This window comes from Rhodococcus zopfii NBRC 100606 = JCM 9919 (assembly GCF_001895025.1).
In the GTDB taxonomy this organism is placed as follows: domain Bacteria; phylum Actinomycetota; class Actinomycetes; order Mycobacteriales; family Mycobacteriaceae; genus Rhodococcus; species Rhodococcus zopfii.
Genome location: NZ_BCXI01000038.1, coordinates 24,277 through 40,438, shown reverse-complemented (window position 1 = coordinate 40,438; position 16,162 = coordinate 24,277). Strand labels below are relative to the sequence as shown.

The window sequence follows — 16,162 nt, the reverse complement described above, 5'->3', positions numbered from 1 at the left end:
TCCCGGTTCTCCGATAGCCGGCCGGCGGGTCCGGCGGACAGCGCGGCGCGGAAACATGGGAAGGGGCGGGAAGACCCTCCGGCCTCCCCGCCCCTTCCCTAGTCAGCGATCAGACGCCGGCGAGCATCTTCATCGCCCGGTCCTTGGCGCCCTGGGCGGTACCGTCGAGCTGACGCAGCGCCCGGGCGTCGTCACCGCCCCGCACCGGCGCGAACCAGTCGACGTACTCGGTCAGGGCCGAGTACGCGCCCCACCGGCTCCCCCTGCCGAGATCGTTGGTGTCCGCGAATCGGAACAGCTCGATCAGCTCGTGACGGCGGCGCTCCCACCGACCGAACTCGCGCGCGTTCTCCTCGTCGGGCCGCGGGTACATGGCATCGATGAACGCGCCGAACTCCGACAGCGTCATCGGGGTGTCGAGCATGTGATCCGCGATTGCGCTGAACTCCTTCGCGTAACGGACCGCACCCTGGACCATCGTCGTCGCTGCGGCGAGACGATCGTGTGCGGAGCGGGTGTGCCCAATGGCGAACGTGGTCGGGAAACCGATGTTGGCGGTTTGTCCGTTCATGCAGACGAGTCTGCGGGCGACGGCCTGGCCGGTCACCCGCCCGGAGCCGTCGTGGGCAGTGCGCTGTAGGAGGGTGAAGGTCACCAGGTCCTTGCCTCCGACCTTCACGGCGGCGTCCGGCAAGTCCAGTTCCAGATAGGTTTGCCGACCCCCACGCAGCGCGCCACCGGTAGCGAACCGGGCGCCCATCGCGACTGCGGCGTCTGCGGCAGCGAATGCGTCCGCGTTGGTAACGGGCGTGTAGCGGGCACCGCCCAGGTGCAGCGCCTCCTTGGTGTCCGACCGCAAGAAGAAGCGCATCCCCGGCATGCCGGTCATCGTGACACCGTCGTCCGTGGTGAGGGCGAAGCTGTCGGCCGGATGCTCTTCGATCCCCCAGTCCAGTCCGGCGAGCTCGAGGGCGTCGTGCACGGTGCGTGCTGTGCTGATGTCGGCACCGAGTGCGCGGCTGGCGGGGATGCGGGTGGCGGCGGGAGCGGTCATGTGAACCTCCGAGATAGCTGGAATGCGATGTCGGATTCGACGCTATGAACGGGACCCCCGGGTGTTTCAGGCGTCGCGTCACCGCGCTACAGGACGAGCTGTCGACCGCTGGCGGTAACGCCGGCGACGTGCGAAACGGTAGACGGGTCGGTGTGCCTCGTCTTGCGCTCGCCGGACAAGGGTCGGAACGGCGAAAAAGTTGCATTCGAGCGAATCAGCTTCCCCAGTACCGGTGATCCACGCAGGTCATCGGGTGATTTAGAGGAGACATTGAGCGTGACGATATTTTGCCAACAGTTGGCTTCTTCGTCGCTCCTTACCCTAGGCTGCAGGTCATGAAGGCGTCGAATCGTGTCCGTTTCGGACGTATCGTGCGTGAGCGACGTCTGAAGCTCGGACTGACACAGGATGACGTGTTCGGCGCCGGTGGCCCCTCGGACACCACCCAGACTCGTGTCGAACGAGCCGATGGCCCCGAGCCCTCCTTGAGCACCCTCAACAAGTTCGACGCGGCTCTGCGTTGGGAGCCGGGAAGCGCAGCCCGGACATGGCGCGGTGGGCACCCCACTCCTGTGCCTGATCCGATCTCGTTGAACGGAACCTCGCCGGCCGCTTTCACCCTCGGCCCAATGGAGGTGCCGGTCTCGCTCGAGGAGCTGACCAAGCTCCTCGACATCCACAGCACCCTGGTCGCGGTCGCCGATGCGAATCCCGACAATGCGCTGCTGACGAAAACCGTCGCGGAGATGAAGGAATTCGTGTCCTCGTTGACCGGGATCTGGGTCACCGAAATCCTTGAGCGAAACGCTCATTCAACGAACGGGATCCCGGTGATGATCGAGTTCGCCTTCAGCTCGCACCTGGCAGCCCCGGTCGACCTATCGTCACCGGACGCCGAGGAACGCCTCTACCGGCGCTGGCTGGCGGGCCGGACAGATAACATCTCGGACGAGCAAGCAGCAGACTTCACCGAACGCCTTGCCCGCAGACAGGAGGCGCCAAACTCGTGATTGGTTCGGACATCGCTACCCGGGTCGACCGACTGTTCACTCTCGCGCACGGACTCCATGAGCCCGAGCGTTCCGCCGCGTCGGTCGCGGCTGCGGTGGCCGCCAAGCTCGACACCCACGTCGACGAGGACACCATCGTCGCGCTGCGCCGCGGCACCCTCACCGACGCGCCCACCAGCCTGCTGGTGGCGGTGGCGGAAGTCTTCGCCGCACCCGCCAACTACCTGACGGAGTTGGATGCGACAGGCGCCTACGATCTGCAGTTCCGTGCATTGATCGCCGCCCGTGATGCCCAAGTCAATGGCATCTGTTTCCGCGGCGACGGTGCGGGTCCCGAGTTGACGAACTTGGTGTCCGAACTCGAAGACCTCGCCCGCCACCGCGACGACGCCGCTCTCAGCGTCGACGGAACTCGAGAGTGAACCCGGCCGGGCGCAACGTCAGCAGCTCATCGACCTCGAGGGTGTAGTCAGGGTCGGCCACCAGGTCGTACTGGTGCACGATCGTGGCGAGAGCGAGCACCATCTCGTGCAGCGCGAATTGGCGTCCGATGCACGAGCGAATCCCCGTCCCGAACGGCCGGTAGACGTGGCCGGGCCGGGCCTTGATGTTCTCCGGCAGGAATCGATCCGGATCGAAACGCTCGGGATCGGGTCCCCACACCGGGTCGCGATGCAGCCGCAGCAGCAGCACGAATGCCCAGTCCCCGGCCTTGAATCCATATCCGCCCGCGACGGTGGTGTCGGCGATGGCTTCCCGGAAGTAGCCGGGAGCCGACGGCCACAGCCGCAGGGTTTCGTCGATCACACGGCGGATGTAGCGGAGCTTGGGTACCTGGTCGAAGGACAGTGACGGTGCCGAGGCATCGGGCCACATTGCGTCGATCTCGGCGCGGGCACGAGCGGCGATGTCCGGGTGGGTCGCCAGCAGATGCAGTGCGAAAGACAGCGCATTCGACGACGTTTCGTGGCCGGCGATCAGGAAGGTGATCACCTGGTCGCGTACGTTCTCGAGATCGAGCTGTTGACCGGTCTCCGGGTCCGGATTGGTCAGCATCAGATCCAGGAGGTCTGCATGGGCTCCGGGGTTTCCGGTTCGGGCCGCGATCACTTCGTCCACAACCGAGTGGAGGTAGGCGATGTCGGCGGCGTTCTGCTTGGCCTCTGCACGGCCGAGGAGTGCGCCGAGAATCGGGATGGGAATCGATGACCGCTGGGAGTAGTCGAGCGCGCGCAGCATCGCGGTGACGAATGGGTCGACCGCGTCGCGGCTGAACGATCCGAAGCTGCGACCAAATCCGCATCGGCCGATGACTTCGAGGGTGAGCTTGCTCATCTCGGCACTGACGTCGAGCCGCTGGCCGGGGCGCTCGTCCCAGTGCTTGACGAGCTCAGCGATCGTCGTGGCCATGGTGTCGTGGTAGCCGCGCATGGCGTCTTTGGTGAACCCGGGCATCAGCACGTTGTGCGCGCTGGTCCAGGCGTGGGTGTCGTTGAACGCGGTGAACAGGCCGTCACCGCCGAGGCTGCGGAGTTGCTGCAGCGGCCGGCCGACGTGCTTGCGGAAGCGAGTCTCGTCGTTGAGGTCGGCCACCACGTCCGCTCCGGAGGCGAAGGTCAGGTGCGTGCCCATGATGGTGCGGCGATAGATCGGTCCGAGCCGCTCGTGCATGAGCAGGGTCTTCTGGTTGGGTTTGGCTCGGTCGATTCCGATGATGTCGCCGAGGATCGGGATGCGCTTGGGCGGGTGCGGGATTGTGGTGTGCTCAGCCATGCGATCGAGACAGCCGGGGCTGTCCGTGTCCTTCCTGGTTGGCGGGATCATTGGTCGAAATTTTGAGGTCCCGTGCTGTAGCCCATGCTCGGGCGAGACGGTCGATGTCGATGGATTCGGTGTGGTCGTCGAGCCGTGCGATGGGCCGGGTGCCTTGCTGCGCGCGGTACGTGTCGATCGCTTCGTGGACTGCGAGTGCGCGGATGACGTCGGCGCGGGAGTGTCGGCTCACCTGGGCGAGGTCTGGAAGGTCGTGGGGCGTCAGGTCCGGGCGGAGATAAGGGCGGAGCCGGACGATCGTGTCCCATATTTCAATCTCGAGGCGGTCGACAATCGCGTCGACGTCCGTAGGGCGCGGGTGGAGCACCACTGTGGGCATCGCCTCTGTCAGATCGCGCCACATCGGTTCGAGACGTCGGATACGGCGGCTGGCTCCGTCGATGCCGAGTTTCGCCGCGAGCCGGTGTGCCAACGGTGTCGCAAGGACGATGGCGATCGCGGTGACTTCGGGCAGGAACAAGATGTCGTTGGACTCGCTGCGCCATTCGGTGAAGGCGTTGTTTTGGTGAGCGGCCACGAGGAATGAGTTGATGATCCGGGTGATGCCGTCGAAGGCGGACACAGCGCTAATGAAGACGGCGAGTCCGGCTCCGATTTGGAGTACTCGGGTGCCGGCGGCACGCGCGGTTTCCCAGGCGAGTGCGGCCAGGCAGGTGACGGCCACGATGGTCGGGGCCGAATAGATCGTCATGTACGCGACGACATGCCAGGTGCCGTGCTCTTCGAGGGTTTGCCCGGCCACTCGTGCGGGCGCGGACAGTGGGAAGAGTGCCAGGCCTGCGAGGAATACGGCGCAGTAGATGAGCGGCTGGCGATCGCGGCGGCGGGTCTTGGTGATGAAGCCGTCGTTGTCGTGGTCTGGGGCTGCCCAGATGGTGACGGCGCCGATCATTGCTGCGCTGGCGAGCATGGCGCACATGTGGGTGGCCTGGCGGATCACCGAGGGATCGACGAGGTGAACGGCGAGGAGGTTCTGGACGTGAGGGTCGCGGAGGAGCCCGACGAAGACCCAGAAGGCGAGCATGGTGGACAGTCGTTTGTCGACGAGCGTGTGCAGGAACAGCACCCGAAGGATGACGATGACGGCGAGTGTGACCAGCATGGGCCAGGCCAGGTAGTCGGGCAGGGTCGAGGTCATCGACCGCCTCGCAGGAGCAGTCGTGCCCGCCCGACGCGGGTGGCGACTTGGCGGTTTGTGGATCGGATGCCGAAGTATTCGACGTCGCGGCGCCACAGGCGCATCGCGAGGAGTTCGGCTTCTTGTTCCTGGGGCCGGTCGTAGTCCGTGCGGCCGAGGATCTTCTTGATCAGCTCGGGATCGACATCGGGGGCGAGGCACTCACCGAGGAGTTGCCGGTCCTCGCCGCTGCTGCTGTGGTCGAACAGCAGGTGCGCGCATTCGTGGTAGGACACGACTCGACCCTGGCGTACGGCGTTCGACGAGTAGATGATGTCGCGGTCTTCGCAGACAATGGTCCATCCGCACGGTGAGTCCGGATCCATGCCGCCGGGCACTGTTCTGATCTCGAGTGGCACCCCACGCCGCTCGGACAGCCAGGCGCGAAAGTCGTCGAAATTCCACAGGCCCGGCAGGGCCTGGTCGATCTCCGACAGCATCACGTTGACGCGGTCCTGAACCTCCATACAAATCCGGTTGTCCGGATTGTTTCCACTCATGACACCTCCGTGCACGTTCCCCCCTGGTGCAGCTTTTTCAGCGCACCAACCATACGGGCGGGCGCCTCCCGGCGCCCCACCTACCCTCCCCATGTCCCCCACCTGAGCGTCATCTCGCAGTCATTCAGGCAGCATATAAAGGCAATAATTGGCTTTTCGATCATCTTCCACTGACCGACCCATCCATCTTGTGAACTGGCACTATCTCCGATCTTCAGTGAGTACTTGTACTCAAAAGCGATACACAAGCGATTTTTGACTTTCACACAAGCAACACTTCGTGTCATACTGTTCCCGCGCCCCTACGGGGCCGCACACATACAGACCCCGGCTTGCCGGGTCGGCCGAAACATGCCGTACGTGCCGCTGATGCTCATGCTGGCGCGAGTCGTAAAGAGCCTCAGCCCCCACCACACGGTGGGGGCTGAGCTATTTCCACTACCTGCGATTCTCGGACCTCAACGCAGTCACCGCCGCAGCACCGATGAGCTGCCCGATGCGACTCGGGTCCTCGATCACGGCGACCTCCGCCCCCGTAGGTGGCGTCATCCCACCGTCCTCGGTCACAAGCCACAAGATCCGCACACCAGCAGCGATAAGCCCCTCCGCCTCCTCACGCACCACGGCGTCGTTCGGAAGGTCGCCGTCAGTGACCACCACGACCATCCGAGCGCCCTGATCGCGACTGAGGGCGAGCTCGCGGTCGAGGACGCGCATCGCGGCCGGCAAGCCGGTGGACCCGCCGCCGATCGACGGAACAGGGACCGATCCGCTCACAGCGGTGACCGGCAGCATCGCCGCGGTGTGATTCCAGGTCACCGTCGCGGCCTTGCCGCCGACCTGCCGCACAGCCCTGGCCAGCGCCCATGCCGCCACCGCCGCGGGCGCAGCGAACGGCTCCATCGACCCGGAAATGTCGAGCGCGACCCCCACGACCAGGCTCGGGGTGTCGACAGTCCGCCGGCGGGTGTTCTCCCAGGGGGTCGCGGTCGGTCGCACCCGAGCATGAATCTGCCCCTGCCGCCGCACCAGCTGTGAGGTTCGCAGACGCCCCGGTGGGGTCGACGACGGTGTGCGGGTCACATCGACAGCGCGCAACGCCGCCGACTCGAGACTCCGTGTCAGGACCTTCGCGTGCTTGTGATCGTCAGCAGTCGGTCGGCGGCGACGAGACTCGTGCAGCCCCTGACGGGCGGCGCGCTGGTCCTCGACGGCCTGCGCAGTGTGGGCCTGACGCGCTGCGCGGGCAGCCACAGCAGCGGGGGATGGATCGACGATTCCGGCCGCCGCACGCAACCCCCGAGCGGCGGCGACAGCGACAGCAGTCAGCGCAGCCGCGAGCGGTCCGTCCCCGGGTGCGCCGTGGTGCGCACCGCAGTCGTCGTCGCCGTCGTCGGTGCCCTCACCCTCCGCGGCGTCGTCCCCGAACAGCGAGGCGATCTTCTCGGCCGCGGCAGTAATCGTCGCTGTATCGCCGTCGACCGCGGCGACCGCGCGGTCGGTCTGCTCGGCGATCACCGCGATCTGCTCCGCGGTCAGCCACGGCGCCAGCACGGCGTCCAGGTCCGGCAACGATTCCCCCTCGAGCACGCCGGCCAGAACGCGGCCACCGAGCAGAACCAGAGTGCGGGCTGCATGATCCGTGCTCGTGGGGTCGACCTGCCCGAGCAGGTGCAGCGCCGAGGCCTGCAACCATCGGCGGGCCTGGGGATTGCCTGCGGCCACCCGGCCCTCCATACGCGGCTCCTCGAGCAGCGCCGCCCACTCCGCGACAGCCCCGCTCAGACCGTAGCGACGGCTGGTGTGGGTGGCGTGGCCTGCCTCGTGAGCGAGGACGCCGGTCAGAACCGGGAATCGCGCGCGGTCCCGCTCGTCGCGCAGATCGATCCGGTCAGGGTCCGGCCGCCCGGGCATCGCTTGGGTGGCGTCGAGGGTGATGCGAGCTGTGCGGTGGTTGAACACACCCGCGGGCTGGCCACTGCCCGGATGGTGCGGGAGCACCGAAACGAGGACGTCGCGGCGCGGGGTAAGCGTGTCTACCCAGTCCGTCAGCCGAGAGCCGAGCTGCCGCCACTGCGGATGGGAGGGGCTCTCCCACGCGGCGCGGGTGGCAGTGGCAGTGGCGGTGGCGGGCATTCGGTGCTCCTGGCGGTCGTGGGGTTGTGATTTCACCGATCGTCTCGACGCCGGTCCTACGGAGTTGCAGGCGAGCGCTCCGGGAGCAGGCCGGCGGCTCTCGTCTCAGGCATGCGGCAGCGGAGGAGCCAACACAGGGAGGACAGCCGCCCGCAGCGGGCGGAGCCACTGCCGGCACCTCATCGCGGACGCAGGGTGTCGCTCCCCCGTTTGTTCTCGTGTCGCCACCGCCCCGGAACGTCGGACCGTTCCGGGGCAGTGGACGAAGGGATACCGACAACCGCGTCAGAGGTCCGCGGATGACGTGATCGTCAGCGCCGGCTCGTAGTTGTCGCCTGGGCCGACGGAGATTCCGAGAGTGACCGGCTCGGGCTCGTCGGCACCGAGACGGTTCGGAACGACGTACACGGTGAACTCCTGCAGGCCCGTCAGGCGGAGCCGACTAGCGCGACGCAATGCCACGGCAGCCATCGTCAGGACGTCCCACTGGCGGCCCGTCTCGTCCTGCATCGCCCCGTGCTCCTCGTCCCAGGCCACGGCAGCATCCCACGCGTGGGTCGCAATCGCGACCGGGTACCGCATGCCCTGCTGCGCGGCAAGCTCGGTGACATCGTGCAGAACACCGTCTGCGATCGCGTCGGCGCGGATGTAAGCGTGGATGACCTCGAGCTGGTCGATGGCTCCTGCACTGCTCATCAATTCCTCCGTGGATGTGTCGTCCGGCTGATGGGAATGACGTTATGGCGTTGCCTGCGAGCGTGTTTCACATCGATCGGGCGGCGTTGGGGGGTCTCGACGCGGCGATCGCGGGGGTTCAGGGTTCCTCGTGGTCGACATCAACGATGTTCAGTTCAGCGAGATCAAGCCTTCGGAAGGTCCTCGGACTCGGCGCGCGGACAGCGGTTTGCTGTACGTCCTCGAATTCAGTTCGGGATGGTTGACGTCCTCCCTGCCGTGAACGACCGAGATTCCTCCTGCAGCGCTACGCGCCACTCCAGTGGGTTCCTGTTTCACTGGGACTCGCCTTCCGTTAGACGGAAGGACTTACGGTCCCTCCGCAGGCGTTTAACCACTCCGCACGTCCTGCGGCGTGGATGTTCTTCGCAGCATTGAGATCGCGATCGTGGACCGCACCGCACGGGCAGGTCCACTCCCGCACCGATAGTGGTTTCGGTCCGTCGACCCGCCCGCACGTCGAGCACATCTGGGACGACGGGAACCAGCGGTCCGCCTTCACGAAAACGCGCCCGTACCGGGCAGCCTTCTCCTCCAGCATCCGGGTGAACATGCCCCACCCGGCATCCTGGACCGACTTCGCCAACCGGGTCCGTGCTAACCCTGCGACACACAAGTCCTCGACGAACACCGCTTGGTTCTCGCGGATGATCGCCGTGGACTGCTTGTGCGCCCAATCCTTGCGGGCATCGGCCACCTTCGCGTGCGCCTTGGCCACCTTGATCCGGGCCTTGGCCCGATTTCTGCTGCTCTTGTCCTTGCGGGACAGGGATTGCTGCGCCTTGCGGAGTTTGCGTTCGGCGCGGCGGAAAACTTCGGGGACTCGATGACCTTCCCGTCCGAGAGCACCGCAAACGTAGTGAGCCCGAGGTCGATCCCCACCTCCGCATCGCACTCCGGCAGCGGCTCGTCGGCCGTCTCGACCACGAACGACGCGAAGTACCGGCCCGCGGTGTCCTTGATGATCGACACGCTCGACGGCTCCGACGGCAGATCCCGCGACCACGCAACTTCGAGTTCGCCGACCTTCGCCACATACAACTTCCCGTTCGAACGCAGCGAGAACCCGTTGCGGGTGAGCCGGATCGCCTGCCGGGTATCCTTGCGGGAGCGGAACCGTGGCGCCCCGATCCTGCGGCCCTTCCGCTTCCCCGACATCGAGTCGAACCAGTTCCGGTAGGCGCGTCGCGCGTCCTGGGTGGCCTGCACCAGCACCACCGAGGCGACTTCGGTGAGCCACGCCCGCTGCGGGGTCTTCTTCGCGTCGGTGACCACCTGCTTCTGCACCTCGGTGTCCGAGAGCTTCACCCCAGCCTTGTGTGCATCCTGGCGGGCGCGCAGCGCGTCGTTGAACACCACCCGCGCACACCCAAACGACCGGGCCAGCATGTCCTGCTGCCCGGGCGTCGGATAGACGCGATACTGGTATCGGAGCTGCACGCCCGCAACGTACTGGCACCCACCGACACCAATATCGAGGGATTGCTATCCCGGCCGTGAACGACTGGGATAGCGCCGAAGAACCAGCAGGTCAAGGTCGGGCGGACAGCGGCAGCACACTCCGATGACGCACGGATCATCCAGGTTGGTCGCAACTACCTCGACGTGCGCGGGTGGGAGATCACGAACAGCTGAGTGTCCGAGGTACGGCTCTCGACGGTGCGCCGCGCCGGCCAGCGCAGCGCCGACCTGGACGATGCCGAGGCCCGGGTGAAGCGCCATGCCGCCGACCTCGGGAAGCAGCTGTCCGTAGTCGACCTGAAGGGCTGCACCGGGGAGACCGAGGTCTTCTACGGTCCGGCTTCTCCCACCTGCTTCCTACCTGTGCGCGTACGCGGACGTCGTCAGTCGCTGCACCTGATCGCGTCCAACAACGAACGCCTCCGACCACGCGGGTCGGAGGCGTTCGTTGATCAGCTCAGGCGGCGGCCGCGAACAGGTCCGGGCTGTCGACGGTGAACTCGGCGACGTGCGCTGCGAACAGGTCCGCCCATACCTTCTTGCTCAGTGGGGCGCGCTGACCACGGCGGATCTGCCGCTGGTGCCAGTCGTTGTCGAATGCCTGCCGTTCGGCGATGACGGTGCGGGCGTGGCCGACAGCCGCAGCCTCCGCCGCATCGCGAGGCTCGAGGGTCCGCGGGTATCCGGAGGCGGGGCAGTCCTTGAGGACCTTCCGCGCGGCGGCGACGGCACTCTTCGAATGCGGGACGCCCAGCTCGGGGGCCAGGTAGCGCATCTCGGTCATGGTGCGGGTGTCGACGACAGTCGGCTCGTCGGCGGTGAGGACCCACACGGTGTGCATCTTCGGGCCGGGCGACCAGAGTTCGCCTGCGGCGGGTGCGCCTTTGAGATCGGTGTAGTGCATCCCCTGCTCCTCGTCATCTCGCGATCGTGAACGCTGCCGACGCTACGAACTCACACGGAAGATGTTGCAGCACCGCTAATCCCGATTCCGGCGCTGACCATCCCCGAGCCACGGACAGCACGCCTACAACGTGGGAATGCGCGCGTGGGAGTGCCTGAGCGAGGGGCGCGGTGAGCATCCAGACTGTGCCGGCGCAGCCCGATCACGCCGCCCTTCGAGGTCTGAAACACCATGGCATGGCGGTTCATACGTTGGTGGCACACCGATCACGACCACACCACCAGGAGAAGCACGCCATGACCACGACCGTCGCCGGATTCGCCGTCCAGGATTCGAATAGCCCGGAGCAGAAGGTGTATGCGGCATTCGTGTACCGCGACGGCTCGTCGTTCCGATTCGCCACCGCCTCCGGGGGCTTCGCCAACTGGGTTGGCAACCGGATGCGCGTTCAGTCCAACAAGCAGTATGCCTCGGTCGACACCGCGGTCGCTGCGATGGCGGATGTGTGGACGAAGAAGTGCTCGAAGGGCAGCTACGGCACGGTGCTTGCCGGCCCGGTCGCGTTCGACGTCGCAGCGACCGGTGAGATCGACCCCGCCGAGCTGGTCGCCGTCGCTCGGGGTGAGAACGCTGTGCTGTCGGCTGATGTCTCGACCGTCGAGGCCGTGGTCGCTCAGACTCTCTCCCCCGTGCCGGCATCGGCGTCCGCTGCCACCGCGGCGCCGTCGGCGTCCCGGGTGACCGGCCTGACCGTTGATCCCAGCGAGCGCAACGGGATCGTGCTGCCGAACGGGCACACGATGTATCCGCGCCAGGTCGCCGGGCATACCGACGTCGCCCTCATGCGGCACCTGCGCGCCAACTCGCCCGACCTGTTCGTGCGCCTGCACGGCCCCGCCGGCGGCGGCAAGTCCACCGTTCCCTACGGCGCGTTCGGCACCGATCTGGTCGTGATGCAGGGCCACGGTGACACCAACGTCTCGCACTTCGTCGGCCAGTACCTCCCGCTGCCCGACGGCGGGTTCGAATGGCGGGACGGTCCGCTGACCCGGGCGATGCGCGAAGGCAAGGTGTTCTTCCTCGACGAGGCCTCCCGCGTGCCGTCCGAGACCATGGCCGTGCTCATGTCGGTGGCCGACGGGCGCCGCACCCTGAACATCGACGATCTGCCGGGGTCTGAGCCCGTCGTCGCCGCTGACGGGTTCTGGATGGTCATCGGCTACAACGAGTACGGCCAGGGTGTTCGCCCGCTCGATGACGCGATCAAGCGGCGGTTCCCTATCGCGATCGAGGTTGCTGCGGACTTCACGGCCGCGGAGGCAGCCGGGGTCGACCCGAAGCTGATCAAGGTCGCCCGCAATCTGCGCACCCGTAACGCCGAGGAGACGAGCGACGGTGGCCTCGGTTGCTGGGTGCCGCAGATCGCGGACTTGCTGGTCACGCAGAAGGTCCTCGATGCTGGCCTCGGATTGGAGGTTGCGCTCGCGACGATGCTCACGGCCTGCACGGATCCCGACAGCGTCGACTGGGTGCAGGAGGCGATCAATGACGTCTACGGGATGGGTGTGCAGCCACTCGCGCTCGGTGGCCGCGCATGACCGTCCTCCGGCCGAACATGCGGCAACAGCTCCCGTCCTGGCGGGGTGGCGCAGTGTTGCGCCCGCTCAGCGCATCGGACGTCGACTTCGACGGCTACACCCGGTTCGGGGTGATCTTCGATGACGAGCCCGACGAGTATGCGGTGGCGTACCTCGAGCAGGTCGTCGGGTACGCGTGGGCTTCGAACATGGCGGCGTACCGGCGATCGGCGAGGGGCGGGTGTCGGTGCACGACACCACTGTCGTGTTCGACGCAGACATTCGGCTGCGCCGCATGAGAACCCGTACTCGTGACGAGGCGACCCGGGCGCTGGCCGCGCAGGTGCTGACGTACTACGCGGAAGGCTCCCCGGTGCGCCGGGACGGGGTGCGGCTCGTCGCCCGCACAGACGACGTTGCTTTACCGAAGATCGTGGGGTTCGGGGTCGGGTGAACCGGCCAACGAACAAGGATCGGGACGGCTCGCTGATCACCCCCATTACTGGGTCAGCGAGCCGCGCCGCGCCCCTATCCGTCACCGGCGCGTGGGATCAGAGCACCACCGCGTCGGGGTTGCTGATCCGCTCGTAAGCCGCGCTCAAGTCAAGAGTTTCGACCTGCGGATGCCGAAGAAACGTGTCGGACAGCCGCACGATGCGCCCGTTGACGTGGGCACGGACTTGGAAGGTCTCTTCAACGAGTTCACGGGGAAACTTGACAGCGTTGGTCAGCTCGAAGGCGGCGTTGAACATCACGACGACGACCGAGTCATAGTCGCTGTCGCGGATCGCACCGAGGTTGCGACGCTGCCGCTCACCCGCACGACGAAGAGCCTTCACCTGGATCCGTTCGCCGGCCTCGGTGCGGATGTCCCAAGCCTTCTGGTTGAACGATCCTCGCTCGCCGCCGAAGTGCTCGAAGACGATGGCTTCCGCGAGACCACCGATCGGATTGTTGGCGGTTCGGATCACGTTGCGCTTCTGGAGCTCGTCCATTGCTCCGGTCCACACCTTCAAGATTTCAGGCACGGACAAATCCTCCAGGTCAATACTCACGGCTCGGAGTCTATGGCAGGCGCACCGGCCGATTCGTACTGTCTGGTCAGCCGCGATCTCCGATCGATTACGCCTTGCGCTCTGTCTTTTCGAGCCAACTGTCCTGATGTGCAACACCCACCGAGCGTCAGAGCGAGAGTGGTTGCACCGGTTCGGAATCGCCGAACCACCGGTCTTCAGGAGGCAGCATGTCGGTCACCTTCACCCCCGAGATCGAGCCCACCGGCTTCGACGTCACCGACGGTGAAGATGGCCGGGAGCGGCACGCCACCCGTGAGGCCGCGTACGCCCGCGTTGCCGAGCTCAAGGCCACCCGTGAGCCGCTGCCCGGCTGCACCGATCCCGAGACTGTTCGCGCCTACGGGGCGTACATGGTCGAGCCGGTGCACGGCGACCAGGAGATTCCGTCGGTGAATGCGTCGAACGCGAACGCACGTCACCTGCTGCGGTTGCTCGGTCTGCTCCCGGGGCTCGGCGCGGGCGACGTCGCCCGCGCGGGCGACGGCGGCGAGCTGCCGATCGCTGGTGAGGACGATCTGTGGGGTGAGGAGTCGTGCGAGCAGTTCCTCGGACGCACACTCCTTGCGCTGACTGCGCCCGCGTCCGCTGGTGTACCGACGCGCGCGATCGGGCCACGGATGATCGACTGCGGCCGCGCCGAGGGCTACGACGGTCGTCGGCTCACTCAGCTGCACGACCTTGCGGTCTGGGCGATCGAGAACGGAGCCAGCCGCATCACCTGGGGGTGACCTCAGGAGTGTGACTGCCCCTACGGGGGCGGTCCGCGCCCAGGACAATCTGGCGCCGGGTAGCCGGGGTGGCGTCGTGGGGATCGTCGGCTGATCAGGTCACGAGGGTGACAGGGGACGAATACCGAGCTCCGATCCCGTTGAGCGTCAGGCGCTGGCGACGACGATGACGATGGGCAGAAGGCCGGGTAGCTCGTGTGCCGGAGGGCATTGGGCGGGGCCGCTCGCCTGGAGCACCCCGCCAGCACAGCAACCGAGGTCAGAAGCGAGCGAGTTCGACGCGGTAGACCCCACCGTCGGGGTTGATCGGCTCGAAGCGGTCGGCGATGGCGCCACGCAGGTTCGTCACGTACACCGCGACATTTTCAGCATGCTCGTCGACTTGGTCCATCAGCGACGTGCCGTCAGCGGCGGTGACGTCGGCGAGGTCGTGGTGTGGGCCCTGATCGCCCCAGTCGAGCAGCAGGTGCGTCGCGGTCGGGACTGCTTCACGCAGCAACGCGGCGATCAGCGCCATGCTGGTCGTCTCGATCTCAAGATTCGCATTGGAATGCTCTTCGTAGAGCTCCGTGAGGCGGGATTCGAGGTCAGCGATGGTGGCCATACAGTTCTCCTGGGCGAACTTGGTGGGTTGGATTCGCCTGCAACGCTATGAACGCAGCGGAGCCATGTTGCACCGCTACGCGTCGACGCGGACCGGTTGGCGTTCGTGTCGCCCTTTGACAGGAACTTCGGGAAGCCGCGGCGGTGTCGCAGCGGAAAGCGGCACTCATCCGCCCGTGATCGTCACCGTCCGGCAGCCGGACAGCACGAGAGGGTTCTCGACCCGCCGGTCATTGGCGGTACGCAGAATCTGGTCGACGGCATAGTCATCGGTAGGCCGCATTCCTGCGTCCCCGAAACCGTCGGCGCCGGATGGGACGGCACGGCGACGAGGGCACCGGTCCGCAGCGATCCGATGAATACCCGGATGTTGGTGCGACCGAGGGCTGCAAGACGGTCAGCAGCGCGAAGGCGTCCTTGATGCCGATGGCGGTGTCAACGAGACAACTGCCCGGCGGCGGCCGGTCACGACTGGGCGCGTCGTTGGCGGCGTTCCCTCTGCCGCTGCTTCATTCGGGCTACGTGTGCCTGCTGCCATTTCTTGTGCTTGCGCTGGTGCTCCGCTTCGGCCTCGTCGAATATGGGGCGGGCTTCGGCGCGCTGTTGGGCGAGCTCGTCGGCGGGGCGGGGGCCGCGCTCGATCGTCGGCAGCAGGTTGCCGGCGAGGTGCTCGACGACGAGCTGGTCGAACTTCCAGACCGGACAGCCCTGCTCGGCAAGCATCGCCACGGCCTCGGGGCCATCGTCGATCCAGGCCACAACCGGTGACTGGTCCTCGTACTTGTCGACCCACTTCCACCAATGCCGGCGCTTGATGTCGAGGGACGGGCGGACGGTGCCGTCAGTCCAGAAGTCGCGGCACTCGATATGTCCCGGAGGCAGGGACTTCTGCCGGAGCCAGTAGTCCGTGGTCTGCATGAACGTGTCGAGACGCGTGGTGGTGTACGCGATGGTGAAGCCTGCGTCGACGAGGTCCCGGACGAGGCGTCCGCCGGCTCGGTTGAGTGCAGCGTCGCCGAAGTGACTGTGGAAGGCCTTCCAGTCCCGGTCCTTGTACTTGGGGGCCTGAATCAGGTGCGCGAACTCGTCCATGTTGGCCAGCGGGCCATCGATGTCGATGACGACGGTCGGGCCCGACGCGGGTGGGTCTACCCAAGGTGTCGGGCGGTCGAGAAACCGCCCCTTGTTCGGCTGACCCACTCTCATCCTCCAGCTGTCGTGTCGTAACGCACCCATGAGAGTAATGGGATACAAGCATCAAACCGGAAGCGGCCCGCGCGTTTCTCCAATGGCAATGCGCTGCGCCTTCACGGTCTGTGGGGGCGCTGGAAGGCCTGGTCTGGCCACTCGATCAGTCCCGGTTGGGAG

The 16,162-nt window shown here is 66.4% G+C and carries 16 protein-coding genes and 1 pseudogene; 6 read left to right on the top strand and 11 right to left on the bottom strand.

The genetic code is table 11. The features are described 5' to 3' along the window. Positions 1–109 precede the first annotated feature (109 nt). On the bottom strand, positions 110–1,054 hold the full coding sequence (locus RZ1_RS21890) for a DUF932 domain-containing protein (RefSeq protein ID WP_072814630.1): 945 nt from the start codon (positions 1,052–1,054) through the stop codon (positions 110–112). A gap of 335 nt (positions 1,055–1,389) precedes the next feature. Between RZ1_RS21890 and RZ1_RS21885 the strand changes: the two genes are divergently transcribed. Next, entirely contained in the window at positions 1,390–2,064 is a 675-nt protein-coding gene (locus RZ1_RS21885; RefSeq protein WP_072814629.1) for a helix-turn-helix domain-containing protein, read from the top strand. Next, positions 2,061–2,486: a hypothetical protein gene (locus RZ1_RS21880; protein WP_072814628.1), complete on the top strand. Its 426-nt coding sequence runs from the start codon at positions 2,061–2,063 to the stop codon at positions 2,484–2,486. The genes RZ1_RS21885 and RZ1_RS21880 overlap by 4 nt, the downstream gene beginning before the upstream one ends. Here RZ1_RS21880 and RZ1_RS21875 read toward each other — a convergent pair. The 7 genes and pseudogenes from RZ1_RS21875 to RZ1_RS21840 form a co-directional block, all read right to left on the bottom strand. Beyond that, positions 2,461–3,837, bottom strand: a complete 1,377-nt coding sequence (locus RZ1_RS21875; protein WP_072814627.1) for a cytochrome P450 — start codon at positions 3,835–3,837, stop codon at positions 2,461–2,463. The genes RZ1_RS21880 and RZ1_RS21875 overlap by 26 nt on opposite strands. Beyond that, on the bottom strand, positions 3,830–5,035 hold the full coding sequence (locus RZ1_RS21870) for an MAB_1171c family putative transporter (RefSeq protein WP_072814626.1): 1,206 nt from the start codon (positions 5,033–5,035) through the stop codon (positions 3,830–3,832). The genes RZ1_RS21875 and RZ1_RS21870 overlap by 8 nt, the downstream gene beginning before the upstream one ends. Next, positions 5,032–5,574, bottom strand: a complete 543-nt coding sequence (locus RZ1_RS21865) for a hypothetical protein (RefSeq protein WP_139281933.1) — start codon at positions 5,572–5,574, stop codon at positions 5,032–5,034. Before RZ1_RS21865 ends, RZ1_RS21870 begins: the two co-directional genes overlap by 4 nt. A gap of 438 nt (positions 5,575–6,012) precedes the next feature. Then, positions 6,013–7,710, bottom strand: coding sequence for a hypothetical protein (locus RZ1_RS21860; protein WP_072814624.1), 1,698 nt, complete (start codon positions 7,708–7,710; stop codon positions 6,013–6,015). A 285-nt stretch (positions 7,711–7,995) separates the two neighbouring features. After that, positions 7,996–8,406 carry a DUF6573 family protein gene (locus tag RZ1_RS21855; protein ID WP_072814623.1) on the bottom strand — a complete coding sequence of 137 codons (411 nt, stop codon included), beginning with the start codon at positions 8,404–8,406 and terminating at the stop codon, positions 7,996–7,998. Positions 8,407–8,740: 334 nt separating this feature from the next. Further along, positions 8,741–9,834, bottom strand: a pseudogene (locus RZ1_RS21850) (RNA-guided endonuclease InsQ/TnpB family protein). A gap of 529 nt (positions 9,835–10,363) precedes the next feature. Then, a complete protein-coding gene (locus tag RZ1_RS21840) occupies positions 10,364–10,810 on the bottom strand; it encodes a hypothetical protein (protein ID WP_072814621.1) in 447 nt (148 codons plus the stop codon). A 296-nt stretch (positions 10,811–11,106) separates the two neighbouring features. Between RZ1_RS21840 and RZ1_RS21835 the strand changes: the two genes are divergently transcribed. From RZ1_RS21835 to RZ1_RS30630, 3 genes are read left to right on the top strand one after another with little or no spacing between them, the layout of a single operon-like run. Further along, the gene (locus RZ1_RS21835; protein WP_072814620.1) at positions 11,107–12,408 is read left to right on the top strand and encodes an AAA family ATPase; all 1,302 of its coding nucleotides are present in this window, start codon (positions 11,107–11,109) and stop codon (positions 12,406–12,408) included. Further along, on the top strand, positions 12,405–12,686 hold the full coding sequence (locus tag RZ1_RS21830; protein ID WP_072814619.1) for a hypothetical protein: 282 nt from the start codon (positions 12,405–12,407) through the stop codon (positions 12,684–12,686). The genes RZ1_RS21835 and RZ1_RS21830 overlap by 4 nt, the downstream gene beginning before the upstream one ends. Further along, positions 12,683–12,841, top strand: a complete 159-nt coding sequence (locus RZ1_RS30630; protein ID WP_169918038.1) for a hypothetical protein — start codon at positions 12,683–12,685, stop codon at positions 12,839–12,841. Before RZ1_RS21830 ends, RZ1_RS30630 begins: the two co-directional genes overlap by 4 nt. A 97-nt stretch (positions 12,842–12,938) precedes the next feature. On the opposite strand, the gene RZ1_RS21825 is transcribed toward RZ1_RS30630, so the two are convergent. Continuing rightward, positions 12,939–13,442 carry a hypothetical protein gene (locus RZ1_RS21825; protein WP_139281932.1) on the bottom strand — a complete coding sequence of 168 codons (504 nt, stop codon included), beginning with the start codon at positions 13,440–13,442 and terminating at the stop codon, positions 12,939–12,941. A gap of 188 nt (positions 13,443–13,630) precedes the next feature. Here RZ1_RS21825 and RZ1_RS21820 point away from each other — a divergent pair, with 188 nt between their 5' ends. Further along, positions 13,631–14,191, top strand: coding sequence for a hypothetical protein (locus RZ1_RS21820; protein ID WP_072814617.1), 561 nt, complete (start codon positions 13,631–13,633; stop codon positions 14,189–14,191). Between the two features lie 259 nt (positions 14,192–14,450). Here RZ1_RS21820 and RZ1_RS21815 read toward each other — a convergent pair whose 3' ends face one another. Both RZ1_RS21815 and RZ1_RS21810 read right to left on the bottom strand, forming a co-directional pair. Next, positions 14,451–14,795 (bottom strand): hypothetical protein, encoded by a 345-nt coding sequence (locus RZ1_RS21815; protein WP_072814616.1) that lies wholly within the window; start codon positions 14,793–14,795, stop codon positions 14,451–14,453. A gap of 464 nt (positions 14,796–15,259) precedes the next feature. Further along, on the bottom strand, positions 15,260–15,994 hold the full coding sequence (locus RZ1_RS21810) for an HAD family hydrolase (RefSeq protein WP_244899375.1): 735 nt from the start codon (positions 15,992–15,994) through the stop codon (positions 15,260–15,262). Positions 15,995–16,162: the final 168 nt, after the last annotated feature.